The organism is Arthrobacter sp. RT-1 (genome assembly GCF_003367205.1).
Taxonomy (GTDB): Bacteria; Actinomycetota; Actinomycetes; order Actinomycetales; family Micrococcaceae; genus Arthrobacter.
Map to the genome: position 1 here is coordinate 1 of NZ_QRGQ01000009.1, position 25,867 is coordinate 25,867.

Consider the following 25,867-nt stretch of genomic DNA (forward strand, 5'->3'; position numbering starts at 1 on the left):
AGCCGGAACGGGAGCCGGGTCAGCCGGAACGGGAGCCGGGTCAGCCGGAACGGGAGCCGGGTCAGCCGGAACGGGAGCCGGGTCAGCCGGAACGGGAGCCGGGTCAGCCGGAACGGGAGCCGGGTCAGCCGGAACGGGAGCCGGGTCAGCGGGAGCAGGCGGTCCCGGATCAACTGGCGCCGGCGGCTTCGGATCGGACGGTTCAGCCAGTGCAAACTCAAAGCTGTTTGTCCCGGAAACACTGAACCCATTCACAGTTTCCGCGGTGAACCGAAGCGCCTCATCGCCGTCAGGCGCCGGGAAGCTCCAGTTTCCTGCGGGATCAACCTGGACTTCGAAAGGATCCTCTCCGTCCAGCGTGATCCGGACTTTCGACCCCGCGGCGACGGCGGACGCGGGAGCCGCAGGAACCGTCCCGGTGACGCGCTGCCCCGGCTCATAAGTAGCGCCAGGCGCAGGCGTGGTGACGGTGGGCTTGTTGAGGAAGAGTTCCAGCTCATAGCCGGGCAGGACGGCCAGGCTGTCCGTGAGGGTTGCGGCGATAGCCATGTTTTGGATGACATTGCCGTTTTCGTCGGGGGTATCCCCTGCCGCATGCGTGCCCACCGCGTAGTTGCCGCTGACGTAGGGGCCGCCGGAGTCCCCGCCGCTGGACTGCACGGCGTAGGAGAGGAAGCCGCGGAAGGCGCGAAGGTCTGTGGGGTCGGCCGCGTAGCCGGGGCCTGGAACAACAAAGATGCCCACAGCGTCGATCGTCCCGCAGGACCAGAAGGACGACCGCCCGGACCGGCACACCGGCATTCCCGCCACTGGATCCGCGCTGCCGATGATCTTCACGTCGGGACCGGGCTCGGACTGGTTGCCCCAGGTACTGGCCGCCGGCAGCGGGTCAATGTCCGGTCGCAGGGACTCGATCACGGAGATGTCGGTGCCCACGTTTCCGGGATTATCCGGGTCCAGCGGATTTTCGATGATGCGGGAATTGCCCGGGCCACCGTACTGGCTGAACCCAAACCGGCCCAGCAGCCCTACCTGGTTGAACTGGAATTCCAGGGTCGCCGTTTCGGCTGCACCATCCGACGCGCAGTGTCCCGCAGAGAGGACGGCGGGAAGGCCAGCGGCGTCGAAGGCAGAGAAGCCAGTGGAGCAGATCCAGCCGGTGTCGGCAATGTAGCCGACTCCCCCGGGAACGTCCGCTTCAAGCGCAAGGGACGCACCGCCGTCGAGCTCCACGTTGGCGTACCGTGCCACGAACTCCGCGGGCGACACCTTTCCGGAACCGGCGGCCGGAGCACTGGCGCGCGCGTCCGACGTCGATTCCGGTATGTTGATGCCGCCGGTCCGGATGACAAATTTGCCATCGGAGGCCACCACGGACTGCAGGCCTTGGGGGCCCACCTCGCGCAGGTACGCCTCGAACAGTTGGTCGGCGCTCACCGCGAACTCTGCACCTTCGGTGGAGCGGGACTCCGGTGAAACGCCAGCACCGGGTTGCCCAGCCGCCGCTGCCGGCGCAGGTGACCCCGCAGGGGCCGGCGCTTCAAGGGCCAGTTCAGGGATCGTGACGGCAAGGGCCGCCACCTTCTCGAGCAGCTCTGCTCCCGACCCCGAGACCACAATCTGCCCGGCTTCCAGTCTGATGCCGGTGTATCCCGGCACATCCCGAAAAACCGTTGCCGCGTCGGCGGCTTTGGCGCCCAGCGCTCCGGCAGCAGCGAACTCCTCCGGGGTAAGCCCGAGGTCGCGCTGCACAGCCTCGGCAAGCGCACGCTCCGACAGGCCGGAGCCCGAGGCGTCCGGACCGTCGGTGGTGGCACCGGCAGGCTGGCCGGTTCCAGGTTCGCCCGTTCCCCACGCGGGCGCGGCCACATATGCGGACGACGCCAAAACCCCGGCGACGGCGCCCAGCGAGAGGAACCGCCGGAGGTTGCGTGCCCTCATCGGGCCACTCCTGCTCCGCACAGTGACAGGACGGCGTCCAGCTCATGGGAAGCCAGGCCGTTCCGCAGGAGGAAGTTCCGCGTATCAAGGGTCCGCACGAACTCCACAACAGCCAGGCCGCGCTGCTCCAGCAGGGGTTCAAGCTCGGCGTCCTCCACATACCGTTCCCGATCGTGTGGCGGGCCGTGGGTGCGGTAGCGCTCGTTGATGCCGCGGGCCGCCCGACGGTAGCCCTCCGCGATGTCCTGGTCGGAGTCCCCTGCCAGGTCCTGCACCATGGCGGCGACCATGCCGCTGCGGTCGCGGCCGGCCGCGCAGTGCAGCACTACGTCGCCACGGCCTGCTGCCGCGGCCAAGGCCTGGAAGACGCCGACGAGCTTTTCCGGGAAGATCCGGGCATTGTCGGCGTAGTAGGCGGGGTCGTTGAGGTAGGGGCCGGTGACGGCGGTCAGGCGAGGATCGCCGGGCTCCTCGGTGGGCGCTGCGACCACTGCCATGCCCTGCAAGGCCGCCCTGGAGACGACGGGATCGGTGTCCCGGCGCCGCGCTTCCGCTGCGTTCCGAAGGTCAAGAACGGTGCGGATGCCGGCGTTGTACGCCTGTTGCCAGCCCGCCTCCGTCAGCCATTCCCGGCGTCCCATCCGATAGACACCGCCGGCCACATGCCAAGCGTTGACAGCACCATCCCAGTCCATGGACCTGCCCGGTTTGCTCATTCGGACAGCTAATCACATCAGTCACAGGAGGCGCACGTCACAAACAGGTACACGTTCGCAAAGATGAGTACGTGGGCCCGGTGACCGGCGCGGAGGGTAAGCGTACTCTGGCTCCTAGATGTTGCCTGCCCCCCGCAGTTGATGTTCCAAGGAGAAGCCAATGGGAAACACAGCAGTACGACGGCGTCACGCAGGTTTTGCGGCCGGCCTCGCCACGCTCGCAATGATGTCTGGCGTGGCTTTAGCCCCGGCCCAGGCAGTAGACAAGACGAAATACATCGCCTTGGGAGATTCCTACGCTGCCGGACAGGGAGCTGGCCCCTACCTGGATTCCTGCTACCGAAGTGACAATACTTACTCTGAGCTCGCTGACGAAGCAAAAGCCATCAATTTGGTCGTGAACGAGGCCTGCAGCGGCGCCACAACTCAGATTGTGGTGGAAAGCCAGCTTGACGAGCTCAACAAGAGCACTGACCTCGTCACGATTACGGCTGGCGGCAACAATATTGGTTTTGGGAGCATCGTCACCTATTGCGGCGCGCTCGCCTTTGGCGATACGCGCGCAGCAGAGGCGTGTGCAGCTGCCACTGCCTACGCCGAGGCGCAGCTCAGTGGGCCTCTGTATGACGACCTGGTCGCAATGATCAAAGCAGTACAGGACGCCGCGCCAAACGCAGACATTGTGGTGACTGGCTATCCCTACCTCTTCGATCCGATTCCCCCGGGAGCAACCGATGCGCTGTCGCTGTTCATCTACCAGGCCACCGACCTGGCGGACAGCCTGAACGCCACCATCGAGGCCGCCGCATTAGCCACCAAAGCTGAGTACGTCGACGTCGCCGACGATTTCGCCGGCCACGGCGTCAACTCGGCCACGGGGGACCCATGGATCAACCTGGACCTCACCAAGCCGCTAAGTCCCGAGAATTTCCACCCTAACGCGGAGGGCTACGAGACGTACTTCACCGCGATCTACAGCGAGGGCTTCTATAACTAACGCCGTTACCCGCGCCGGGCCAGCCGGTACTCCAGCCCGGCGCGGACCATTGGCCACTCGTGCTCGAGGATGGAGAACACGACGGTGTCACGCAGGAGTCCGTCGCGGGTTCGGGAGTGGTTGCGCAGGACGCCGTCCTGCTTTGCCCCAAGCCGGGCGATGGCCTCCCGTGACTGGTGGTTGAGCCAGTGCGTGCGGAACTCGACCGCCGGGCAGCCGATGGTTTCAAACGCGTGCCGCAGCAGCAGAAGCTTGGAATCCGGGTTGGTCCCGGTCCCTTGCACGGACGCGGCGTTCCAGGTGGAGCCGATTTCCACCCGGGGCGTGCCGGCGTCGATGTTCATGTAGGTGGTCATGCCGATGATCCTGCCCGGGCCGCCGGTGGCCGGGTCGATCAGCCTCGTAGTAAACGGCAGCATGGAGCCCTCCTCCTGCAGCGCGAGCCGCCGCCGGATTTCGGCAGCCATCTCTTCCGGCGCTGGAACGGACGTGTACCAAAGCTTCCACAGTTCGCCGTCCTTGGCGGCCTCGACCAGGCCGTCGTGGTGTCCGGCGGCCAGAGGCTCGAGGATTACATGGCGCCCGGTCAGGGTAAGGGGTTCAAGGAAAGTCACTGCACCAGCCTAGGCCCCGTAATCAGGGCCGGTTACGCTGGGGGCAGCACCAGGACGACGAGCAAGGGAGTTGACGTGTCAGGAACCAACCCGGATCCGGAGGACGACAAGATCACAGGCCTGGAACCGGGCGGCGGAGTCCCTCCCGGCGAAACTCCTCCAGGTGAAGGTTCGGTGGCAGGCACCCGGGAGCCCAGGCAGCCGGGATCGGGGAAGGCCCAGCAGGTCTTCTGGATCGGTGCCATCGGAGCCGGTGTGCTGCTCTTCCTCCTGTACTTCATCGGTTACATCGTGGGCTTCTTCGACTAGAAACTGCTCAGCCGCGGGAGTACAGGATTTGTTCCAAGGCGTCTTCTCCCGGGGACAGCCCAAGGTGCACCAAGTCCGGGTAGCCGCCCACGGCATCACGCAGCGTTTCCGGCCAGTGTGGTGGTTCCCAGTCCTGGTGTTCGCTTTTGTATCTTCGGCCTGAGGGTGAGATCCAGCCGGGTGGTTCGTGTTTCGTGGCCGGGGTGGGTGTCCAGCCGCTGGTGTGCCTGAGGCGGTGGTGTTTGCGGCAGGGCTGACCCAGGTTGGATATTCCGGTGGTCCCGCCGTGATGCCACGCCAAAAGGTGGTCCGCCTCGTTGTCCAGGGAGTTGTTGCTGCAGCCGGGAAAGGGGCACTTCCCGTCCCGCATCCGCAACCAGCGGCGGATAGCCTTCGTAACCCGGTAGCTGGTGCGGCCGATCTCCAGCGGCGCCCCGTCCCGCGGATCCACCAGCACCCGGTAGAACGAGCCAGCCCCGTCCGCCACCAACTTCCGCGCCATCGACGCCGGGATCGGGCCGTGCCCGTCGAGCATCGCCGGTTCATCCGTCAGACCCATGAGCGAGAACACGGGCACCGTAACCAGGACCTCCGCGTGCGGGGTGCGGACCTCCGCAACCGTACGGCCGGGGCTCTGCCCGTTCTGCCTGTCCTGTCCGTTGCTGAGGACGGCGGCGGCGAAGATGTCGGCGCAGAGCTGGGGCAGGGTGCGGAACTCGTCCGGGCCCTGCAACCCCCGGGCGAGGGCGGTGGTGCGGTTCCACATCGCCGACGCGGTGTCGGCAGGGAGGTAGGCGTGGAACCAGGCCATTCCGTCCTGGTCAGGACGGTGTTCCACGCGCCGCTCCGCGACACTCCTGGCGTGCGCTTCTCAAGGGATTCGGGGTGGTGGCGTTCCCGCCAGGTCCGGGCCTTGTGCCGGAACCGGTGCGGCACCAACTCACCGGGCGCCGGCGCGGTGGCCGGACTGGGTGCGTCCGGGTCCAGGAAATGCGCCTCCAGCGCGGCGGCGCCGGCCCGATCCAGGGTGGCGGTTTCCTCCACCATGGCCTTCGCGTGAGCCCACGACAGGCTCCCGTCCTGCAACCCCGCCAGGGTCAACGGCAAAACATTGGCCAGCACCTGCGACTGCTCCAGCAGCACACCGGCAGCCCGCGCACCAATAGTCAACACACCCGCGACCTCCGCGACCATCGACGCTTCCTGCGCCATCGCCCCGCACGGCACCATCGCCCGTGACGCCACAGCCTTGGCAGCCTCTGCATACCCTGCAGCCAGATGCACCTTCAACGCAGCTGTCCCGGCCTCAAGCCGGGCGACCCCGGCGAGCCCGTCCAGGCTCCGATCCGCCTGCTCCCGCAACGGATCAAAACCCTCACCGGTCCCACGGAGCACAGCACCCAGCTCAGCAAGGGACGCCTCAAGGACCTCCAACGCTTCCAATGCCGCCCTGCCCGCCATAAGAAAACTATGACAGTGGGGTCTGACATTGTGCGGCCGAGGGTCAGGCCTCGGCAGCGGAAAGCCTAGCTGGGCCAGTCAAAAAAGCCCTTGCCGGTCTTGCGGCCCAGCTCGCCCCGGGCCACCTTGTCCTTGAGGATCTGCGGCGGGGCGAAGCGCTCCCCCAGGGTGGAGTGCAGGTATTCAGCGATCCCCAGCCGTACGTCCAGCCCCACAATGTCGGTGGTCTTGAGCGGCCCGGTGGGGTGCTTGTAGCCCAGGACCATAGCGGCATCGATGTCCTCCGCAGACGCCACGCCCTCCTCCACCATGCGCATCGCCTCGAGGGCGATGGCCACGCCGAGCCGTGAGGAGGCGAATCCGGGGGCGTCATTAACGACGACGGCGGTCTTGCCAAGTGCCTCAACCCACCCCTTTGCCGCGGTGGCGAGCGCGGGGGATGTCCGTTCGCCGAGCACCACTTCGATGAGCGTGGACGCCGGCACCGGGTTGAAGAAATGCAGGCCCAGGAAGTTCTCCGGCCGCTTCAGCTCCCGGGCCAGGCCATTAACGGACAGTGATGACGTGTTGGACGCCAGGTACGCGTCTTCAGCCAGCCGCTCCTCGATGCCGCGCAGCGCAGTTACTTTGAGGTCCCAGTCCTCCGGCACGGCCTCGACCACGAGCTGGCGTCCGGCAAAGGCGTCATAATCCACGCCCACTGTCAGCCGCGAGACCATCTCATCCAGATTGGCATCCACCACGCCGCGCTCAATGCTCTTCACAGCCGCCGATTCAACCCGTTCACGCGCGGCTTCGGCGGACTGTTCGTCGCGCTCGATGACCATCACGTCGGCGCCCTTAACCAGGAAGGCGTGGGCGATACCGGCACCCATGCGGCCGCCGCCCAGGACGCCCACCGCTGCGGGCAATCCGGAAGCTGCGGGCAGGCCGGAAGGAGGGAAGGAGTTGTTCATCAGTTCTTCTTTCCGGGCGTCTTGTCGGCTTTTTTGTCCAGGAATTTCTGCATCCGGTCGAACTTGGCCTGTGACTCAAAGAGGATGCCCTGGGCCAGCTGGTCGATCAGGGGATGGGCCTCCGCCGGGGCATGGAAAACGGACTTGGTGATCCGGACAGCCAGCGGGTCCTGCCGGCCAATGCGGTCCGCCAGGCTGTGTGCTGCGTCCAGGAGGCCGGCCGCGTCATGGATTTCGGTGATGAGGTTGACCGCCAGCGCTTCGTCGGCGCCAAGTACCCGCCCGGCCAGCAGGATCTGTTTGGCCACCGGTTCCCCCACCAGTTCCTTGAGCCGCCAGCTGGCACCGGCGGCCGCGAGAATGCCAAGCCCGGTTTCCGGGTTGCCGATGCGGACATCGGGCGTGCCGATCCGGAAATCCGCGGCGTACGCGAGTTCCGCTCCGCCGCCCAGGCAGTAGCCGTCCAGGGCCGCGATCACCGGCATGGGCAGTTTGGCGATCCGCACGAAGATGGTGGAGTTGATGCCATGGAGGGCGTCATCCCTGCGCCGCTCGCGCAGCTGGGCGATGTCGGCACCGGAGGCGAAAACGCCGTCGACGCCCGCCAGGATCAGCACCTTGGGGTTCTGTTCCAGGGCGGCGCAGACGGTATGCAGTTCATCCACCATCTGCTGGTCGATCGCGTTGCGCACCTCGGGCCGGTTGAGCAGCACCACCACGCGGTCGCCGCGTTCCTCCACCAGGAGGGCGTGGAACTTCTCCGCCGCCAGGTCCACGGCGCCCGGCATCAGACTTTCTCCAGCAGCATTGCAGTGCCCTGGCCCACGCCGATGCACATGGTGGCGAGGCCCACCTTGGCGTCCTCGCGCTCCATGCGGCCCAGCAGGGTGATGGCGATCCGTGCCCCGCTGGAACCGAGTGGGTGCCCGAGGGCGATGGCGCCGCCGTCGAGGTTAACAATGTCCGGTTCCAGTCCAAGCCGGCGGATGCACGCCAAAGACTGAGTGGCAAAGGCTTCGTTGAGTTCGACGGCGGCAAGGTCGCCTACGCTGAGTCCGCTCCGCTTGAGGACTTTCTGGGTGGCGGGCACCGGACCGATGCCCATGATTTCCGGTTCGCAACCGGCCGACGCGCCGTCAATGATGCGCGCGCGGGGTGCCAGGCCGAGCCGCTCAATGGCCGCTTCGGACGCGACGATGATGGCTGACGCGCCGTCATTGAGGGACGAGGAATTCCCGGCGGTCACCACAGACCCGCCGTGCGCCACCGGCTTCAGCCCGGCGAGGACGTCCATGGTGGTCCCGGGCCGTGGGCCCTCGTCGGTATCCACTACGGTTTCCGACTTGCGGCCCTTGACGGTCACGGGCACGATCTCGTCCTTGAACCGGCCTGCTTCAATAGCCGCCAGGGAACGTTCATGGGAGCGGACGGCGAAAGCGTCGGCGTCCTCCCGGGAGATGCTGTCCACGCGGGCCACTTCCTCCGCGGTCTCCGGCATGGAGTACGTCATCTTGCCGTCGCGCGACAGCCCGCCGTGCTGGAACCGGGGATTGGTGAAGCGCCAGCCGATGGAGGTGTCGAAAATATGGCCGGGCTTGGCGAAGGCGCTGGTGGGCTTTTCCTGCACCCAGGGGGCACGGCTCATGGATTCCACGCCGCCGGCGATCACGATGTCCGCGGCGCCGGCTTTGATCATGTGGCTGGCCTGGATGATGGCGCTGAGGCCGGAGGCGCACAGCCTGTTGACGGTGATGCCGGGGATGTGGAGCGGCAGCCCGGCCAGCAGGGTGGCCATGCGTGCCACGTTGCGGTTCTCTTCGCCGGCACCGTTGGCGTTGCCCAGGATGACTTCATCGATGCTGTCCGGATCAAGGCCCGCACGGTGCACTGCCTCCCGGACCACCAGGGCGGCAAGGTCGTCGGGGCGGACCGACGACAGCGCGCCGCCGTATTTGCCCACCGGCGTTCGGACCCCGCCAACAAGGAAAGCCTGCGGACCTGCGGTTGCAGCCATGGAAACACCCTTCACGCGATAAACAGCACTGTCATCGGCGCCCTGCGCAGCGGATTCCTCCACTTACCGACCGTTCGTTCTGTAAATAGTACACGGCAGGGCTGAGGATGCGTACCTCCGAGCGAAGCCGGTTACAGGACCGTCACGCCAAGGTGCGCCGCGAGCAGGGGTGCCAGGAGGCCCAGCTGGTAGTCGTCAATGACGATCCCGGCCATGCTGCCGAGTCCGCTGATGGTGCGGAAGTCGGTGCCGCGGACGTCGAAATCCTTGAGCTTGGCTCCGTTCAGGTCCAGCGTGCCGATGGCGCAGTTCTTCAGTGCTACCCGCGTTCCGGCGGCCGAGCCGAGGTCCAGTTCATTGATGATGCAGTCGCTGATCAGGACGTCTGTCAGCTTGGCTCCTCGAAGGTTGAGGAAGTCGAGCTTGCCGCCGTCGATCCGGACAGACTGCCAGCCGCTCTCGTAAAGTTCGGCAGACCCCAGCCGGGGATTGCGGAATTCCACGTCCCGCCACGTGGTCCTCGCTGCCCGAAAAACCGGGGCATACAGCTCACCCAGGATGCAGTCGCGGAAACCTGCCCCGCGCAGTTGGGTGTCATTGAAGGACACACCCGCAAACTCACACTCGGCAAAATCTGCGCCGCTCAACTCCAAACCGTCGGCGGCCGCACGGCTGTACCGCCCGCCGTCGTACTTTCCACCACGCTCGAAGTCCGCAGCCGGCCGGTCCGCCAAGTCCTCCAGCACCACCGGCGAAAGCCGGGGCGCGGCCACTTTCAGGCCGGCACTTTTCCCCGTCCCCGCCCGCGCGCCCGCCACTACAGCGATTCCGCTTTGGCAGCGATTTCCGAAAGGTCCTTCGCGAGTGCTTTGCGCGTGGCCGCCAGGCTCAACTTTCCGAAAAGCGCCATCATGATGCGGCTCGCGGCGTTGGGTTTAGTAACCTCAGCCCCGAACGCGAGGGTCAGATCGGTTCCGTCGCCGCGCGGGGCAAGGCTGAAGCGCGTACTGTAATCCGCGCCGCCCTGGACTGCCTTCACTGTGGTGCTCAGCGGCGGGTCAGCCTGGGCAACCCACATCTCCACGGTCTCAGACCGGCCCAGCATTTTCCGGGTCTCCTTCCACCGCGTGCCCTCCCCGTACGGGCCGTCCGTGAGGAGCTGCACCGCCTGCACACCGGACAATGTTGCGGCCGAACCGGGGATGTCGGTGATCACGGACCAGACCTTTTCGGGCGGAGCCTGGACGTGCTGGGTGAGGCTTGTGCTGTTCTCCATGAATTCGAGCCTAGCCGCGGGCAACGACATTCAACAGGCGCCCGCCCGCCAACCGCCAGCCCCACCTGCCGGATCAGTTGGACTTGAAATAGTAAGCAAGCTTCGTGTTAGGGTGAAAAGGCATTGTTTGATCAACGGAAACGAAAGGAAGCCACCACCATGGGCCTCGGAGACAAGATCAGTAACGCAGCAGAAGATATGGGCGGCAAGGCCAAGGAAGCTGCGGGCAACGCAACCGACAACGACCGCCTGAAGGCAGAAGGCCAGACCGACCAGGTCAAGGCAGACGCCAAGAAGGTCGGCGAAAGTGTCAAGGACGAGTTCAAGCGCGACTAGTCCTTCCTGATGCAGCCGCAGCGAACGGCGTGCTGCAGCAGTCAGAAATGGCGGTGGATCCCACGGGATCCGCCGCCATTCTGGTATCCAGCCACTTCACCATCCGCTGCGGGTGGGGGTATGCCCTTCCCGGGAGTCTGCGGGCATGGTCATTTCTGCCCGCAACCCCAGGAGCCGGATGGGCCGGTCCGGCTCGATTTTCGCCACCAGGTCGAGGGCACGGGCCAGCACCTCCGCGGGATCCGACGTCTCGGGGATCTTCCGGGCGTACGTCTTGGTGATGAACGGGGCGTAGCGGACCTTGAGCGTCAGACCGATGACCGGCCGGCCCTCGCCCGCGACATCGTCCAAAACGTGCGCTGCCAACTCCCGGACGGCGTCGTCAATCTGCCCGGGCTCCGTCAGATCGTGCTGGAAGGTGGTTTCCCGGCTGTGCCCGCGCGCCACCCAGGGCGTGTCATCGACTGTCCGCGAGCCGTCGCCCCGTCCGAGCTGCGCGTACCAGGGACCCATTTTCGGGCCGAACTCGGGAACCAGGTCATCAGGATTGGACGCCGCAAGCTGGGCAACAGTCTTGATGCCGAGCGTGACCAGGCGCCGCGACACCTTGGTTCCCACGCCCCACAGCTCGATGGTCGGCCTGCTCCCCATGACGTCCAGCCAGTTGTCGTCAGTAAGCCGGAAGACACCGGCAGGCTTGCCGAACGTGGTGGCTACCTTGGCGCGGACCAGGGTGTCACCGATGCCAACGCTGCAGTGCAGCCGGGTCTCCTCGAGTACGGCCTGCTGCAGTTGCCGGGCGTAGGCCTCCGGATCCGCCGCCTGCACGCCAATGAACGCTTCATCCCAGCCGAGCACCTGGACCGTGGCGCCCGGCTGCGAGCGCAGCACCGCCATGACCTGTTCGGATGCAGCGAGGTAGGCGTCCTGGTCGACGGGCAGGATGACGGCGTCGGGCACTTTCCGCGCGGCGATGCGCAGCGGCATTCCCGAGCCGACGCCGTACGCCCTGGCTTCATAGGACGCCGTGGACACAACCGCCCGCTCGGTGGGATCGCCGCGGCCGCCAACGATCACCGCTTTGCCCGCGAGCTCCGGCCGCCGGAGCACCTCGACGGCCGCAATGAACTGGTCAAGGTCCACATGGAGCACCCAGGGTTCGGTCACATGCCCCAGTCTGCCCCGGTGTCGTCGCGCCGCCAAGCATGCGAAGCAGCAGGCACCGGAACTTTGTGCGTTCCTGCCCGGTTACTACCGGTGCATGCCAGGCGCAGCCGCGACACCAGCCTCCTCGGGCCAGTGCCGCGGCGACTAAGTGGGCAGGAACGCACAGGAGGAAACGCCAACGGCGGGCCGCCCCCTCGAGGGTGACCCGCCGCCGTCGTACGGGCAAGGAGCCTAGCTGTAGAGCACGTTCTTCGGCTCGTTGTTCTTGACCTTCTGCCAGCCCAGCCACAGGACCACGGCGAAGAACGGGATGGTGGCCAGGGTCCACAGGCCCAGGTAGAACACCTCGCCGCTCTTGCTGGTCATGGTGTCGAAACCGATCAGCACGGTGATGGCCAGCAGCCCGATCAGTCCCGCCCAGCTGGTCCACGGCGAACCGGGCATCGGCAGGCTGGAGGTGACGCCCTTGCGGTGGCGCAGCGCGATCTGGCTGGCGAAGATGGCACCCCACGTGAAGATCACGCCGATGGAGGCCGTGTTGAGCGCCAGGTCGAACGCGTGGGAGCCGCCCAGCCAGATGTTGAGCAGGATGCCCACCAGGTAGAAGGCTGCGATGGCGAGGATGGCCGCGTACGGGACGTGCCGCTTGGACATGCGGGTGAGCCACTGGGGTGCGTGGCCGTTGTTGGCCATGGTGCGGAACACGCGGCCGATCGAATACAGGCCGGAGTTGCAGGAGGACAGGGCGGCGGTGATAACGATCATGTTCATCACGTCGCCCACCCAGGCCAGGCCCATCTGGCCGAACACGGTGACGAACGGCGAGGTTCCCGCCACGTACTGGTCGGACGGCAGCAGCATGGCCAGCAGGGTGACCGAACCAACGTAGAACACCACGATGCGGAGGACGACGGCGCGGATCGCCTTGGGCACTTCGCGTTCCGGGTTCTGCATCTCACCGGCGGTGATGCCCACCAGTTCGATGCCGTTGTAGGCGAAGATCACGGCGTTGAGGACCAGGACCATCACCAGGGCGCCCTTGGGGAACATGCCGCCTTCCGCGGCGAACAGGTTCGCCACCGATGCGTTGCCGTCGCCCACCTGGGCGTTGGTGATGACCATGAACGTGCCCACGGCCAGGAAGATGAGGATGGCGCCCACCTTGAGGCAGGAGGCCCAGAACTCGAATTCACCGAACGCCTTGACGCTCAGCAGGTTCACTGCCACCAGGAGCGCCAGCGCGGCGATGGCGGAGGCTTCCACGGGGACGTTGGGGAAGAAGAACTGGAAGTACAGGCCGATCGCGATGAGTTCGGCGATGCCGGTCATGCCCCAGTTGATGAAGTACATCCAGCCGGACAGGAAGGCGCCCTTCTTGCCGAACATTTCGCCGGCGTAGCTGACGAAGGAGCCGGAGGTCTGGCGGTACATGATGAGTTCGCCCAGGGCCCGCATGAGGAGGTAGGCGATGACGCCGGCAATGGCGTAGGAGAAAATCAGGGCCGGGCCGGTGGAGGCAAGGCGGCCGCCGGCTCCCATGAAGAGGCCGACGCCGATGGCGCCACCCATGGCGATCATGGTGACATGGCGCCTGCCCAGCGTCTTGCTGTAGCCCTCGGCGCTGAGGGAGGAGTCGGCGACGGCGGTGGATGGTGCCGTGCTGTTCTGGAGATCTGTGGGGGTACTTTGAGGCACAACGGTTCCTTGTGGGTTGGGGGTTGGCCGCATCCGGGATACGGATGATTTAGCTCACAAAATTCGGTCATTCTCTTCCGGGGCAACCGTTTGTGAGCGTAATTCTCCGTACAGCCGAAGCTTCGCGCGGCTCGTCCATCCTACAAGACGTGAGGGGGTGCTACGTGACGTGCACTACACGGCCCCCGTCTCCAGCACCAGATTCTGCTCGCCATCCAGGCTCACTCGGTAGGTGGCCAGCGGTTCCGTCCCGGTGGTTGAGCACCCGCTGAGAAGGTCGAAGGCGTGCTGGTGCAGCGGGCAGATCACCACATGCTGGTCGATGGTGCCGTCCGCGAGTGGTCCCCCGCGGTGCGGGCAGACCGCAGACACTGCCCGCAGGGACCCGTCCCGCAGCCGGAAGACGGCCACCTGTTTCCCGTCGACGGCGAAGGCCCGCCCCTCCCCCGGCGGGATCTGGTCAGCCGGGCCCAGGTTGTGCGACCGGACGCTGCCCATGCCGCTCATCATTCCGCTCATCGGACCGGCACCTGCGGCAGGACCGTCAGCGGCAGCGAGGTGCGGAACTGGCCGGGCGTCAGCGGGTCATCGCGCTCCCGCCACGGGTCCACGTAGCCGTCCACCGAGGCCTGCATGGCGGCGTCCAGTCCGGCTGCAAGGCCTTCCGCATCCTCCACGATCACGGCCCGAAGGTGCTCGATCCCCACCCGCGGCACGAACGCGTACGTCCGCTCCAGCCAGTTGGCGCGCTCGCGGTAGTACTGCATGAACCGTCCGGTAAGGACCTGGACCTCTTCCGGGCTGTCCACGGTGGCCAGCAGGTCCCCCTTGCGGATGTGGGCTCCGGCCGCTCCCCCTACGTAGATTTCCCAGCGGCCGCCCTCCACGGCCACCACGCCCACGTCCTTGACCAGGGATTCGGCGCAGTTCCGCGGGCAGCCGGACACCGCCAGCTTCAGTTTGGCCGGTGACTCCAGGCCCTGGAAGCGGGACTCGATCTCGATGCCGAGCTTTGTGGAATCCCCTGTGCCGTAACGGCAGAAGTCCTGGCCCACGCAGGTTTTGACGGTACGGAAGCTCTTGCCGTACGCGTAGCCGGAGGGCATGTCCAGGTCCGCCCACACCTGCGGCAGGTCTTCCTTCCGGATTCCCAGCAGGTCGATCCGCTGCCCGCCGGTCAGCTTGATCAGCGGAACCTTGTGCTTCTCGGCCACGTCAGCAATCCGGCGGAGCTGCTGGACGCTCGTCACTCCGCCCTTCATCTGCGGCACCACGGAGAACGTGCCGTCACGCTGGATGTTGGCGTGCACCCGGTCGTTGATGAACCGGGCGTCGCGTTCGTCGATGTACTGGTCCGCGAGCATCATCTTCAGCAGGGACGCCAGCCCCATCTTGGATTTTGCGTCCTCCGCGCTGCCGGGAGCCAGGGCCTGGAACACCTGGGAGACCGAGCGCAGCCCGCGTTTCCGGATTTCGGCCATCAGCATCGGCTTGTCCAGCGGGATTCCCGGGACGTAGTAGCTGGCGGCCGGGTCTTCCTCCACGGCACCACCGGCCGCCCATTCCACCACCTGCTGCACCAGCAGCTTGCACGAGCCACAGCCCTTGCCGGCACGGGTGGCGTCCATCGCTCCGGCGACTGTGGTGCACCCGCCCCGTACGGCTCCGGCGAGCGCCTTCTTACTGACGCCGTTGCAGTTGCAGACCTGCGCGTCGTCGTCGAGCTCTGCCACTCCCACGTCTTCCCCGGGGGTGCCGAGGTCGAACATCAGGCTGAGCCGTTCCTCCGGCAGCGGCAGCCCCCGGTCGAAGGCCTGGGTGAGGTAGGCCACCTTGCGGCTGTCGCCCAGGAGCGTGGCGCCCACCATTTTGTTGTCGCGGACCACGATGGATTTGAAGACGCCGCGGCTGGGCTCGGAGAAAACGATATGTTCGTCGGTGTCCAGTTCGGGCCCGTGCAGGCCCATGGAGGCCACTTCCACGCCGGCCACCTTCAGCTTCGTGGCTGTCCGGGAACCGAGGTACGCGGCACTGGTGTCGGCACCGGTGACGTGGTTCGCCAGCACCACGGCCTGTTCCCAGAGCGGGGCCACCAGCCCGTACACCTCGCCACGGTGCTGGACGCACTCCCCCACCGCGTAGATGTCGTCCTCGTCCTGGACCCGGAGCTGGTCGTCCACCACGATGGCGCGTTCCACGGGCAGCCCGCTGAGCACCGCCAGGTCCACGTTGGGGCGGATTCCGGCGGCCACCACCACCATGTCGCAGTTGATGTCGGGCTTGTCCCGGAGGCGCACCCCGGTCACCCTGTCGGTTCCCAGCACGGCCGTGGTGCGGCTGCCCGTGTGCACCCCGATCCCAAGTGCCTCCACGCTCCTGCGGAGCACCGCGCCGCCGTCGGGTCCCATCTGCGCACTCATCAGGTGCCCGCCGGAATGGACCACCTCCACCTCGATCCCGTGGCTGCGGAGGCCGTACGCGGCCTCAAGCCCCAGCAGTCCGCCGCCGATCACCACGGCCCGGCGGTGGTGCTCCTCCTTCGCGTGGGCCACCATTTTCCGGGTGTCGTCGATGGTGCGGAACCCGAACACCCCGGGTTTCACCGACCCGGCGGGCGTGTGCAGCCCGTCCATGGGCGGCATGTGCGAGCGGCTGCCCGTGGCGATGATGAGGGTGTCATATGGCGTCACCCGGCCGTCGCTGGAAAAGACGTGCTTGGTAAAGCGGTCGATCCGCTCCACCCGCACCCCGGCGTGCAGGTCGATGCCGTTGTCCCGGTACCAGGGAAGGGAGTTGAGGAAAATGTCGGCGTCGGACTCCTCTCCGGAGAGGACGTGGCTGAGCATGATCCGGTTGTAGTTTCCGTAGGGCTCGTCGCCGAACATGGTGATGCTGAACTGATCCGCGCCGCCCCGGGCCAGGATCTCCTCCACCGTCCGGGCTCCTGCCATCCCGTTGCCGATGACCACGAGGCGCCGGCGCGGGTCCCTGCCGGTTTTCCGGGCCCGGGGCGTGTCCAGGACGCTGGTCATCAGTGTTCCACCATGCCCAGGTCGATCACCACGGAACCATGGACACCTTCCGGCGCCGCCACATACAGCTCGATGACGGAGCCGCCCTCGATGTCCTCCACCACCCGGAGCGGAACGTGCACCTCGCTCTTGGCGCCGATGGGAAAGTACCGCATGGGGACGCCGTTGCGCAGGAGCACCACGGCGATCAGCTCGGCGCTGGAGTTGCCGCCGCGGAAGTAGAGCGTCTGGTTGATGACGCCGTCCGGGACGTAATGCGAGAGCTCACTGTGGATGGGCACGGGCTTTTCCATCCCCACGCCCTGGAAATGGTAGATGCCCTGCAGGAAAAGGTTCTTGGTCAGCACGGGGCGGAGTCCTTTCGGCCGGCAAACAACTGGCACAGCCCATCCTGCGCCGCCGATGTTTCCGCGCGCCGGTTCCCCGGTAAAGATCCCTTAACGCAAACCTCACCGTTTTCGGGGGTGGCCGCTTAGACGGTTCCCTGCAAGGTCGACGGCGGGCAATATCGAGTGCGCGGGGAACCGTCGAATCGGCGGCTATCAGACGGGGCGGCTAAGCCGCTGCGACAGCGCGTCTCCGCCGGGCCTTGGCCATGCGGGTCCCGATCAGGCCCTGCCGCGGGCTGAACAGGTAGACGAGCGCGAACACCACACCCTGCGTCAGCACCACCATGGCACCCGACGCCGTGTCCAGGTAGTAGCTGATGTAGATGCCGGCGATGGAGCACACGGCCGACACCGTGGGGGCGATGACCAGCATCCGGGAGAACCGGTCCGTCAGCAGGTAGGCCGTGGCGCCGGGAATGATAAGCATGGCCACCACCAGCACCACGCCCACGGTCTGCAGCGCCACCACCGATGTCAGGGCGAGCAGGCCGAGCAGCAGAGCCCCGAGCCGTTTCGGGGAGAGCCCGATGGCGTGCGCGTGCGTGGGGTCGAAGGCGTACAGGGTGAGGTCCCGCCGCTTCAGGATCAGGACGGCGAACGCCACCACGCCCAGGACCAGCACCTGGATGAGGTCCGGGACGCTGACGCCCAGCAGGTTGCCGAAGATAATGTGGTTGAGGTCCGTCTGGCTGGGCGTGACCGAGATCAGTACCAGGCCGAGCGCGAACAGCGAGGAGAACACGATGCCGATGGCGGCGTCCTCCTTGACCCTGCTGGTGTTCCGGACCACCCCGATCAGGGTCACCGCAACCAGGGCAAACACCAGGGCCCCCAGGGCGAACGGGGCGCCCACGATGTACGCCAGTACGACGCCGGGAAGCACCGCGTGCGAGACGGCGTCACCCATGAGGGACCAGCCGATCAGGACGAGCCAGCAGCTCAGCACGGCACAGACGACGGCGGCGAGCGCGGTGGTGACGATGGCGCGCACCATGAAGTCGTAGGTCAGGGGCTCGAAGAGGAGTTCCATCAGACGGCCCGCCTTCCGCCGTTGGCGGGCAGGCCGTCGCGGGTTTGGCCGTCGCGGGTTTGGGGGCCGGGATGAGGTTTCGTTTGGCTGCTTGTGGTGTCCCGGTTCAGCACGTCCAGGCCGAAGGCCATCGCAAGGTTTTCCGGCTGCAGCACCAACTCCGGGGGCCCGTGCATCAGGACCTTGTGCATCAGGAGCACGGCTTCGTCGCAGAGCTGCGGCAGGGCGTGCAGGTCGTGGGTGGAGACCAGGATGGTGCAACCGTCTCCCGCGAGCTCACGGAGGAGCCGGGTGATGGTGGCCTCGGATCTTTTGTCCACGCCTGCGAAGGGTTCGTCCAGGAGCATGGTGGTGGCGCCCTGGGCGATTCCCCGGGCCACGAAGGCGCGCTTCTTCTGGCCGCCGGACAGCTGGCCAATCTGCCGCCCGGCATAACCTCCGAGCTCCACCCGGTCCAGTGCTTCCTCCACGGCTGCGCGGTCCGCCTTGGAGGCGCGGCGGGTGAAACCCTGGTGGCCGTACCTGCCCATCATCACCACGTCGCGGACGGAGAGCGGGAACTGCCAGTCCACGTCCTCGCTTTGCGGCACATAGCCGATGCCGCCTTCCCTCCGCGTCCGCGAAGGTGACTGTCCGTTGATGCGGACGGTGCCGGCGTCGGGCTTGATCATCCCCATGATCACCTTAAACAGGGTGGACTTGCCGGAGCCGTTCATGCCCACCAGGCCGCAGATCCGCGCGGGGTCCAGGGTGAGGGACGCGCCATCCAGTGCCATCACCTCGCCGTAGTGGACGGTGACGTTGTCCACCAGGATGGCCGGGGTGGTCATGACCCCGCTCCGGTCAGCGCCTTGGTGATGACCTCCGCGTCGTGCCGGATCAGGTCCAGGTAGGTGGGAACCGGACCGTCGGCTTCGGAGAGCGAGTCCACGTAGAGCGTGCCGCCGAATTTTGTACCGGTGGCGCCCACCACCTGCTGCATGGGGGCGTCGGAGACGGTGGATTCGCAGAAGACCGCCGGGACGTTGTTCGCCTTGACGTACTCGATGGCGCGGGTGATCTGCTGGGGCGTGGCCTGCTGCTCGGCATTGACTGCCCATATGTAGAGCTCGTTCAGCCCGGCGTCTCGGGCCAGGTAGGAGAAGGCCCCTTCGCAGGTGACCAGGGCCCGCTGGTTTTCCGGAACACCGGCAAGGCTGGACGTCATCTGGTCCTGCACGGCCTGCAGCTCGGCCTTGTAGGCCTCGCCGTTGGCCTTGAAGGTTTCGGCATTGTCCGGATCCAGGTCGGAGAACGCCCTCACCATGTTGTCCACGTACACCTTGACGTTCAGCGGCGACATCCAGGCGTGCGGGTTGGGTTTGCCCTGGTAGGCGTCCTCGCTGATGGACATGGGCTCCACGCCCTCGCTGACCACGGCATGAGGCACATCCAGGCCCTCCACGAACTGGCCAAACCACGCTTCCAGGTTCAGGCCGTTGTCCAGGATCAGGTCCGCCTTGGACGCCTTCCGGATGTCTCCCGGAGTGGGTTCGTAGCCGTGGATCTCGGCGCCGGCCTTGGTGATGGACTCCACGCTGAGCTTGTCCCCCGCAACGTTCCGGGCGACGTCGGCCAATACCGTGAAGGTGGTCAGGACTACCTTCTTACCATCATCGCCGTTGCCCTCAGCCCCGCCTCCGCAGGCGGTCAGGAGGAGGGAAAGCACGACGGCGGCAACGGCTGCGGCGCGGAAGCGCACCGTCCGCGCGGCGCTGGTCCGGGCGGCTACTTTGGCGCACCGAAACATAGATTTAGGCATACCGAATATTCTAGGCGAAGCACGTTTTCTTGACCAACGTTCCCCGGAACACCCGGCGCCATCCCGCCACGGGACCCGTCCGCCCAACCAGGTCGCGCTAACTGTCGTTATGAGGCCCCATAACGACAGTTAGCGCTACCTGGTTGGGAGGCTAGGCTGAAGTATGGCCACCGTCCACCGCATACCGCCCGCACCGCAGCCACAGCTGTACCGCTTCTCGCCCCTGGATTTCGCCACGCTGGCGATGTACGTGGCGATCGCCGGGTTCTTCACCGTGGCCGGGAACCTCCTGGCACCCTTCCTGCGGCAGGTGGCCCCGAGTCCGGCGGCTGCGTCCTACGCCGTGAACCTGCTTTTCTACGGCTCGGTGGGCATCCTGGCGCTGCTCGCCGCGCGCCGGGTCATGGCCCGGGACCTGAAGGTCCTCGCCACCCGGCCGTGGTTCACGGTAATGATGGTGCCCGCAGCGGTGGTGGCCATGCTGATCCTGACGGCGATCGTGGTGGCGATCGGCGGCGAGGTGCAGACGTCGGAAAACCAGGCGGGACTGCAGCAACTGATGCAGCAGGTCCCGGCCTGGCTGATGGTGCCGGTGGTGGTGATTGTTGGCCCATTCGTGGAGGAGTACATCTTCCGGCACCTGCTCATCGGCAAGCTCAGCCGGCGCATCAACATCTGGGTGTGCTGCGCCCTGTCCGTCGTCCTGTTCGCAAGTATCCACATCGCGGGACAGGAAGCCATCACGCTCACCGCCCTGCTGCCGTACCTTGCCATGGGTGCAACGCTGGTGTTCGTCTACGTCTGGACCGGCAGGAACCTGATGTTCTCCTATTTCGTCCACGCCGCCAAGAACCTGCTGGCCGTCGTCTTCATCTACGCGATCCCGCCGGAACTCTTCGAGCAGATCCAGCAAGTGCCCGCCTAAACAGCCAACGCGGGGTCAGGTATCGCCCAAAAACCGGGTTCTTAAGGGCCAAAAGTGACTCCGCGTTGCTTCCTAACCTCGCAAGCTCGGCCAGGGCACCCTGAGGCGTGGGCCCCCGTTGTTGTCCGCACCCTATCGCCGGGGCACCTGCCGCCGTACCTTGGGTGGATGGGACTGAACATCCAGATTGTCATCGACTGCAAGAAGCCGCACGAGCTTGCCGACTGGTGGGCCGAAACCCTGCAGTGGGCGGTGGAGCCGCAGGACGCCACGTTTATCCGCTCCATGATCGACCAGGGCTTCGCCACCGAGGACCAGACCATGACGCACCGGGGAAACCTGGTGTGGCGGGACGGGTGCGCCATCCGCCCACCGGAGGAAATCGAGGCGAAGGCACCCAGCCGGCGCCTCCTGTTCCAGACCGGTGAGGACGAAAAAGTGGTCAAGAACCGGGTGCACTGGGACGTGCACCTGGCCGGCCGGGACAAGGACGAGGTCCGCAGCGAGCTGGAAGCGAGGGGCGCCGCCTTCCTGTGGACGGCCAACCAGGGTCCGCATTCCTGGCACACCATGGCCGACCCCGAGGGGAACGAGTTCTGCATCAGCTGAGCCCGATTACTAGACTTGGACGGTGAGCAACCAAATCCCCGCCCCGGTGTCCGACGTCTTCGATCCCACCCGCTGGCGGGTGGTGTCCGGATTCGAGGACTTCCAGGACATGACCTACCACCGCCAGGTGGAGCGCGACGCCGACGGCGCCTGGGTGCGTGACCTGCCCACCGTGCGGATCGCCTTCAACCGGCCCGAGGTCCGCAATGCGTTCCGGCCCGGCACGGTGGATGAGCTCTACCGGGCCATGGACCATGCCCGCATGACCCCGGACGTTGCCACCGTGCTGCTCACCGGAAACGGCCCCTCCCCCAAGGACGGCGGCCACTCGTTCTGCTCCGGCGGCGACCAGCGGATCCGGGGCCGGGACGGCTACCGCTATGCCGACGGCGAGACGCAGGAAACCATCGACCCCGCCCGCGCCGGCCGGCTCCACATCCTGGAAGTCCAGCGGCTCATGCGCACCATGCCCAAGGTGGTCATCGCCGTCGTCAACGGCTGGGCAGCCGGCGGCGGCCACTCCCTGCACGTGGTCTCCGACCTCACCATCGCCTCCCGCGAACACGGCAAGTTCAAGCAGACCGACGCCACGGTAGGAAGCTTCGACGCCGGCTACGGCTCGGCGCTGCTGGCCCGGCAGATCGGGCAGAAGGCCGCCCGGGAGATCTTCTTCCTGGCCCGTGAATATTCCGCGGAGGACATGGTCAGGATGGGCGCAGTCAACGAGGCCGTGGACCATGAGCGCCTCGAGGAGGTGGCCCTCGAGTACGCCGCCGACATCGCCCGGCAGTCACCCCAGGCCATCCGCATGCTGAAGTTCGCCTTCAACCTCGCCGACGACGGCCTGGCCGGCCAGCAGGTGTTCGCCGGCGAGGCCACCCGGCTGGCGTATATGACCGACGAGGCGGTGGAGGGCAAGGAAGCCTTCCTGCAAAAACGCGACCCCGACTGGTCCAGCTTCCCGCACTACTTCTAAGGCAGGAACGGCATTGAATAGCGGCCCCCTCAACATTGAACCGGCCCTGAAAGCCCTGGCGGCCGCCCTCCACGGCGAGGGCCCCGCCGTCGAACTCTCCATCGGCGCGGACGGCGCCCTGGTGGTGGGCCACATCGAAACGCCCGGCTGCGACGACGCCGTGGCCGTGGTCCGCACCTCCGGTTCCACCGGGTCGCCCAAGGCTACCGTCCTGACCGTGGAGTCGCTGGCCGCATCCTCCATGGCCACGGCGCTGGCGCTCAAGGGCGAAGGGCAGTGGCTGCTGGCGTTGCCCGTGCAGTACGTCGCCGGGATCCAGGTCCTGGTCCGCTCCCTGTTCGCCGGCACCCGCCCATGGGTCATGGACATGTCCGGCGGGTTCACTCCCGAGGCCTTCACGGCCGCGGCGCTGGAACTGACGGACAAGATCCGCTTCACCTCCCTGGTCCCCACCCAGCTGCAGCGGCTCCTCGACGATCCTTCCCCGGAGACGCTGGCTGTGCTCCGCCGCTTCAACGCCGTCCTGCTGGGCGGCGCGCCGGCAGCGGAATCCCTGCTGGCGGCAGCCCGGGAGGCCGGCGTGCGCGTGGTCACCACCTACGGTTCCGCCGAATCCTCCGGCGGCTGCGTCTACAACGGCTACCCGCTGGAGGGAGTCTCGGTCCGCGTGGACGGGGACGGCAGGATCCTGCTGGGCGGTGACACCATCGCCGCCGGCTACCTGGAAGCCCCGGACCAGGAATCCGGCACCTTCTTCGAGGAGGACGGCGTCCGCTGGTACCGCACCAGCGATCTGGGCAGCATCGACGACGACGGCCGCCTCAACGTGCTGGGCAGGCTGGACGACGTGATCATCACCGGCGGTGTCAAGGTTTCCGCCGCCCACATCCAGGAAGAGCTGGAAAAGTCCGACGCCGTCGCCGCGGCTTTCGTGGCAGGGGTGCCGTCCGCAGAATGGGGCCAGGCCGTGGCGGCCTACGTGGCGCTGGCGGGCGAAGGCGCCGCACAGGCCGGCGGCGGTCCGGACGGAAGCAGGGACCACGCCGTCGTGCTTGAACAGGAGTGGCGCCGTACGCTGGGGGTCCTTGCCCCCAAAACCGTCCTGGCCGCGTCCTCGCTGCGGATGCTGCCCAACGGCAAACCCGACCGGCTGGCCATGACCGCCGAACTCAGCGCCCTGCACCAGGGAAAGTAGAGTGGACGTGCACCATTGCGGCGGGAACGTGCTTTTCGCCCCGCCGAACTCCCGAACCAACATGAGGTACTGACCGTGGCCACAGCCGCACAATGGATCCAAGGCGCACGACTCCGAACACTGCCGGCTGCGATTGCGCCGGTGCTGATCGGCTCTGCCGCCGCCTACGAGATGGATTCGTTCCTTCTGTTCAACGCCATCCTGGCAGCGCTGGTGGCCCTCCTGCTCCAGGTGGGCGTGAACTTCGCCAACGACTACTCGGACGGCATCCGCGGGACGGACGACGACCGCGTGGGACCGCTGCGCCTCGTCGGTTCGGGGGCGGCCAAACCGGAGCACGTCAAAAGGGCCGCGTTCGGCACGTTCGCGGCGGCCATGGTGTTCGGGCTGGTCCTGGTGGTCATCACCCAGAGCTGGTGGCTGATCCTGGTGGGCCTGGGCTGCGTGATGGCGGCCTGGGGCTACACGGGCGGCAAGAACCCCTACGGCTACATGGGACTGGGCGACGTTTTCGTGTTCGTGTTCTTCGGCCTGGTGGCCACCCTTGGCACCACCTACACCCAGGCGGGACAGATCAACCTGCCCGCCATCATCGGCGCCATCGGCACCGGGCTGATCGCCACCGCCCTGCTCATGGCCAACAACGTGCGGGACATTCCCACGGACATGCAGGTGGGCAAGAAGACGCTGGCGGTACGGCTGGGCGACAAGCACGCACGGGAGAGCTACGTGCTGATGCTGGCCCTGGCCATCCTGCTGGTGATCATCCTGGCTCCGGGCCGGCCGTGGATGCTGATCGTGCTGCTGCTGATTCCGGCCTGCCTGATGCCTTCGTGGCTGATGATCAACGGCCGCAAGCGCAAGAGCCTTATCCCGGTGCTCAAGCAGACGGGCCTGATCAACCTCGGCTACAGCCTGCTGTTCTCACTGGGCCTGGTGCTCGGCCACGGGTTCTAGGGCTGATCCGGTCAGCCGCCTCGGCTAGCCGCGCGCCTTGGGGTCCTTGGCGTCGTTGCTGATGGCGACGTCCGGGTTGGCGTCCAGCAGGGAGTCCTCAGCGTGCGCGTCCTGGACTTCGCCGGCTGAGCGGAGCGGCTTGGCCTTGCCGGAGAACCGGTGGTGCAGGGCGGCGGCTGCCGCGTCCCGCTGCTTCTGGAAAAAGAGGTAGCTGACGGCAAAGGCAATGAGTGCTGCGCAGATAACGGACATCAGCACGCCCAGCTGCAGGAGGGTGAAGAGCACGAACAACGGCACGAAGAGTGCCAGGCGGATCAGGGAATATTTCAAAAAGGCCACATTCAAGTTTAGCGGCCTCCCGCCCGAGGTTCCGTGGGCCTCCTGACGATAGACTTAATGGCATGCTCCTCCGTGTGGCTTTGGCCGTGGCAGTCCTCGTCATCTTTGTGTATGGCCTCGTGGACGTGATCCGGACCGATGGCCGCCTCACGCGTGGGATCTCGAAGCCTGCGTGGATTGTGGTCATGATCGTCCTGCCCGTGCTGGGCGCCATCCTGTGGCTGCTCATCGGGCGGCCGCGCGGGACATCCCCGCAGCAGCAGAATTACCGCCATCCCGCAGCTCCGGATGATGATCCGGACTTCCTCCGCAAGCTCGAGGTCCGCCGCCGCCAGGAGGCCGAGGCCGCCAGGCTGAAGAAGCTCGAGGAAGATCTGGATGCCAAGGCCAAGGACGGCGACGGCGGGAAAGACAAGCACGAAACTGACGAGCACGATACCGACGGACTGAAGTAGGACGCATGGCTCACGAATCTGACGGACAAGAACGGCTGCGGACCGACCCCTCCGGGACCGCCTCCCCGCCAGAAGGGCCAAGCCCTACCCAGTCAGATTCACCAACCGGCCAGCCTGCACCACCGCCGCCTACCCAGCACGCGCCGCCGCCGCGGCCGGGTTTCTCGTATTCCGCCCCGGCACCGATCGCCGTTATCCCCCCTGCGCCCGGAACTATCCGGCACGGCAGGACACTGTGGCTTGTCAGCTTCGTGGCGGGGCTCGCCGTACTGGTGGGTTCCTTCCTCACCCGCGACGGCCACCTGGAGCGGCTACGCAGCGTGGTGGAGGAGATGGCTCCCGGTGGCGACGCCGAGGCTGTCACCACGGCCACCGGCATCGTCTTCTGGGGAAGCGGCGGCGCACTCCTGCTGGTGATGTTCCTGGAGGCCGTCATGCTGGGCGTAGTGCTGGGCCGCCAGGGCTGGGCCCGCTGGGCCCTGGTCCCGCTGCTGGCCGGCCACGCCTTGGTCATGCTGGTAGCCACCGCGTTCCTGGTTCCCGACGGCGAGGGCGGCAGTTACGTCATGCTGCTCTGGGGCGCCGAGCTGCTCCTGGCCCTGATCGGGCTGGTGCTGTTCTTCCTGCCCTCATCCGGCGCCTGGCTTAAGTCGAGCCGGCCCGCTTAGGCGGTGGCT

27 protein-coding genes and 1 pseudogene are annotated in these 25,867 nt (G+C 66.5%); 10 read left to right on the forward strand and 18 right to left on the reverse strand.

Annotation, left to right across the window (positions count from 1 at the left end; all coding sequences use genetic code 11):
- Positions 1-1,941, reverse strand: a 1,941-nt coding sequence (locus DXK94_RS21395) for a S1 family peptidase (protein ID WP_181884787.1), incomplete at its 3' end; no start/stop codon positions are given.
- Positions 1,938-2,657, reverse strand: a complete 720-nt coding sequence (locus DXK94_RS09455; protein ID WP_258868502.1) for a tyrosine-protein phosphatase — start codon at positions 2,655-2,657, stop codon at positions 1,938-1,940. The genes DXK94_RS21395 and DXK94_RS09455, both read right to left, overlap by 4 nt.
- Positions 2,658-2,817: 160 nt before the next feature.
- Between DXK94_RS09455 and DXK94_RS09460 the strand changes: the two genes are divergently transcribed.
- Positions 2,818-3,654, forward strand: coding sequence for an SGNH/GDSL hydrolase family protein (locus tag DXK94_RS09460; protein WP_115524775.1), 837 nt, complete (start codon positions 2,818-2,820; stop codon positions 3,652-3,654).
- Between the two features lie 5 nt (positions 3,655-3,659).
- On the opposite strand, the gene DXK94_RS09465 is transcribed toward DXK94_RS09460, so the two are convergent.
- A complete protein-coding gene (locus tag DXK94_RS09465) occupies positions 3,660-4,268 on the reverse strand; it encodes a GNAT family N-acetyltransferase (protein WP_115524776.1) in 609 nt (202 codons plus the stop codon).
- A gap of 75 nt (positions 4,269-4,343) precedes the next feature.
- Between DXK94_RS09465 and DXK94_RS09470 the strand changes: the two genes are divergently transcribed.
- A complete protein-coding gene (locus DXK94_RS09470) occupies positions 4,344-4,577 on the forward strand; it encodes a DUF6480 family protein (protein ID WP_115524777.1) in 234 nt (77 codons plus the stop codon).
- A gap of 7 nt (positions 4,578-4,584) precedes the next feature.
- On the opposite strand, the pseudogene DXK94_RS09475 reads toward DXK94_RS09470, so the two are convergent.
- The 6 genes and pseudogenes from DXK94_RS09475 to DXK94_RS09500 form a co-directional block, all read right to left on the reverse strand.
- Positions 4,585-6,038: pseudogene (locus tag DXK94_RS09475) on the reverse strand (DUF222 domain-containing protein).
- Positions 6,039-6,103: 65 nt separating this feature from the next.
- Positions 6,104-6,994 carry a 3-hydroxyacyl-CoA dehydrogenase family protein gene (locus DXK94_RS09480; protein WP_115524778.1) on the reverse strand — a complete coding sequence of 297 codons (891 nt, stop codon included), beginning with the start codon at positions 6,992-6,994 and terminating at the stop codon, positions 6,104-6,106.
- Positions 6,994-7,782 (reverse strand): enoyl-CoA hydratase/isomerase family protein, encoded by a 789-nt coding sequence (locus tag DXK94_RS09485; protein WP_115524779.1) that lies wholly within the window; start codon positions 7,780-7,782, stop codon positions 6,994-6,996. Before DXK94_RS09485 ends, DXK94_RS09480 begins: the two co-directional genes overlap by 1 nt.
- Positions 7,782-9,008 (reverse strand): thiolase family protein, encoded by a 1,227-nt coding sequence (locus DXK94_RS09490; RefSeq protein ID WP_115524873.1) that lies wholly within the window; start codon positions 9,006-9,008, stop codon positions 7,782-7,784. The genes DXK94_RS09485 and DXK94_RS09490 overlap by 1 nt, the downstream gene beginning before the upstream one ends.
- Before the next feature lie 131 nt (positions 9,009-9,139).
- Positions 9,140-9,781, reverse strand: coding sequence for a pentapeptide repeat-containing protein (locus DXK94_RS09495; RefSeq protein ID WP_258868503.1), 642 nt, complete (start codon positions 9,779-9,781; stop codon positions 9,140-9,142).
- A gap of 44 nt (positions 9,782-9,825) precedes the next feature.
- Positions 9,826-10,284, reverse strand: a complete 459-nt coding sequence (locus tag DXK94_RS09500) for an SRPBCC family protein (RefSeq protein ID WP_115524781.1) — start codon at positions 10,282-10,284, stop codon at positions 9,826-9,828.
- Positions 10,285-10,443: 159 nt separating this feature from the next.
- Between DXK94_RS09500 and DXK94_RS09505 the strand changes: the two genes are divergently transcribed.
- The gene (locus DXK94_RS09505; protein WP_079597484.1) at positions 10,444-10,620 is read left to right on the forward strand and encodes a CsbD family protein; all 177 of its coding nucleotides are present in this window, start codon (positions 10,444-10,446) and stop codon (positions 10,618-10,620) included.
- A gap of 96 nt (positions 10,621-10,716) precedes the next feature.
- Here DXK94_RS09505 and DXK94_RS09510 read toward each other — a convergent pair whose 3' ends face one another.
- The 8 genes from DXK94_RS09510 to DXK94_RS09545 form a co-directional block, all read right to left on the reverse strand.
- Positions 10,717-11,772, reverse strand: coding sequence for a DNA polymerase IV (locus DXK94_RS09510; RefSeq protein ID WP_115524874.1), 1,056 nt, complete (start codon positions 11,770-11,772; stop codon positions 10,717-10,719).
- 246 nt (positions 11,773-12,018) lie between these two features.
- A complete protein-coding gene (locus DXK94_RS09515) occupies positions 12,019-13,482 on the reverse strand; it encodes an amino acid permease (protein WP_115524782.1) in 1,464 nt (487 codons plus the stop codon).
- 174 nt (positions 13,483-13,656) lie between these two features.
- On the reverse strand, positions 13,657-14,001 hold the full coding sequence (locus tag DXK94_RS09520; protein ID WP_258868504.1) for a Rieske (2Fe-2S) protein: 345 nt from the start codon (positions 13,999-14,001) through the stop codon (positions 13,657-13,659).
- Positions 13,998-16,514 carry a nitrite reductase large subunit NirB gene (nirB, locus tag DXK94_RS09525; protein ID WP_115524784.1) on the reverse strand — a complete coding sequence of 839 codons (2,517 nt, stop codon included), beginning with the start codon at positions 16,512-16,514 and terminating at the stop codon, positions 13,998-14,000. Before nirB ends, DXK94_RS09520 begins: the two co-directional genes overlap by 4 nt.
- Positions 16,514-16,861 carry a molybdopterin oxidoreductase gene (locus tag DXK94_RS09530; RefSeq protein ID WP_079597487.1) on the reverse strand — a complete coding sequence of 116 codons (348 nt, stop codon included), beginning with the start codon at positions 16,859-16,861 and terminating at the stop codon, positions 16,514-16,516. The genes nirB and DXK94_RS09530 overlap by 1 nt, the downstream gene beginning before the upstream one ends.
- 208 nt (positions 16,862-17,069) lie before the next feature.
- Complete coding sequence (locus tag DXK94_RS09535) at positions 17,070-17,933, reverse strand: metal ABC transporter permease (RefSeq protein WP_115524785.1); 864 nt, start codon at positions 17,931-17,933, stop codon at positions 17,070-17,072.
- Positions 17,933-18,763, reverse strand: a complete 831-nt coding sequence (locus DXK94_RS09540) for a metal ABC transporter ATP-binding protein (protein WP_258868506.1) — start codon at positions 18,761-18,763, stop codon at positions 17,933-17,935. The genes DXK94_RS09535 and DXK94_RS09540 overlap by 1 nt, the downstream gene beginning before the upstream one ends.
- Positions 18,760-19,734, reverse strand: a complete 975-nt coding sequence (locus tag DXK94_RS09545) for a metal ABC transporter substrate-binding protein (protein WP_220272968.1) — start codon at positions 19,732-19,734, stop codon at positions 18,760-18,762. Before DXK94_RS09545 ends, DXK94_RS09540 begins: the two co-directional genes overlap by 4 nt.
- Positions 19,735-19,897: 163 nt before the next feature.
- Here DXK94_RS09545 and DXK94_RS09550 point away from each other — a divergent pair, with 163 nt between their 5' ends.
- From DXK94_RS09550 to DXK94_RS09570, 5 genes are all read left to right on the forward strand, one after another.
- Positions 19,898-20,659 carry a CPBP family intramembrane glutamic endopeptidase gene (locus tag DXK94_RS09550; protein ID WP_115524786.1) on the forward strand — a complete coding sequence of 254 codons (762 nt, stop codon included), beginning with the start codon at positions 19,898-19,900 and terminating at the stop codon, positions 20,657-20,659.
- Between the two features lie 168 nt (positions 20,660-20,827).
- Positions 20,828-21,268, forward strand: coding sequence for a VOC family protein (locus tag DXK94_RS09555; protein WP_115524787.1), 441 nt, complete (start codon positions 20,828-20,830; stop codon positions 21,266-21,268).
- A 22-nt stretch (positions 21,269-21,290) separates the two neighbouring features.
- Positions 21,291-22,244 carry a 1,4-dihydroxy-2-naphthoyl-CoA synthase gene (locus tag DXK94_RS09560; protein WP_115524788.1) on the forward strand — a complete coding sequence of 318 codons (954 nt, stop codon included), beginning with the start codon at positions 21,291-21,293 and terminating at the stop codon, positions 22,242-22,244.
- A 13-nt stretch (positions 22,245-22,257) separates the two neighbouring features.
- The gene (locus DXK94_RS09565; RefSeq protein WP_115524789.1) at positions 22,258-23,439 is read left to right on the forward strand and encodes an AMP-binding protein; all 1,182 of its coding nucleotides are present in this window, start codon (positions 22,258-22,260) and stop codon (positions 23,437-23,439) included.
- Positions 23,440-23,514: 75 nt separating this feature from the next.
- The gene (locus DXK94_RS09570; RefSeq protein ID WP_115524790.1) at positions 23,515-24,396 is read left to right on the forward strand and encodes a 1,4-dihydroxy-2-naphthoate polyprenyltransferase; all 882 of its coding nucleotides are present in this window, start codon (positions 23,515-23,517) and stop codon (positions 24,394-24,396) included.
- Positions 24,397-24,420: 24 nt separating this feature from the next.
- On the opposite strand, the gene DXK94_RS09575 is transcribed toward DXK94_RS09570, so the two are convergent.
- The gene (locus DXK94_RS09575) at positions 24,421-24,735 is read right to left on the reverse strand and encodes a DUF4229 domain-containing protein (RefSeq protein ID WP_079597605.1); all 315 of its coding nucleotides are present in this window, start codon (positions 24,733-24,735) and stop codon (positions 24,421-24,423) included.
- 62 nt (positions 24,736-24,797) lie between these two features.
- Here DXK94_RS09575 and DXK94_RS09580 point away from each other — a divergent pair, with 62 nt between their 5' ends.
- Both DXK94_RS09580 and DXK94_RS09585 read left to right on the forward strand, forming a co-directional pair.
- Positions 24,798-25,190, forward strand: coding sequence for a PLD nuclease N-terminal domain-containing protein (locus DXK94_RS09580; RefSeq protein WP_079597495.1), 393 nt, complete (start codon positions 24,798-24,800; stop codon positions 25,188-25,190).
- 5 nt (positions 25,191-25,195) lie between these two features.
- A complete protein-coding gene (locus tag DXK94_RS09585) occupies positions 25,196-25,858 on the forward strand; it encodes a hypothetical protein (protein WP_258868507.1) in 663 nt (220 codons plus the stop codon).
- The last annotated feature ends 9 nt before the right edge of the window (positions 25,859-25,867 follow it).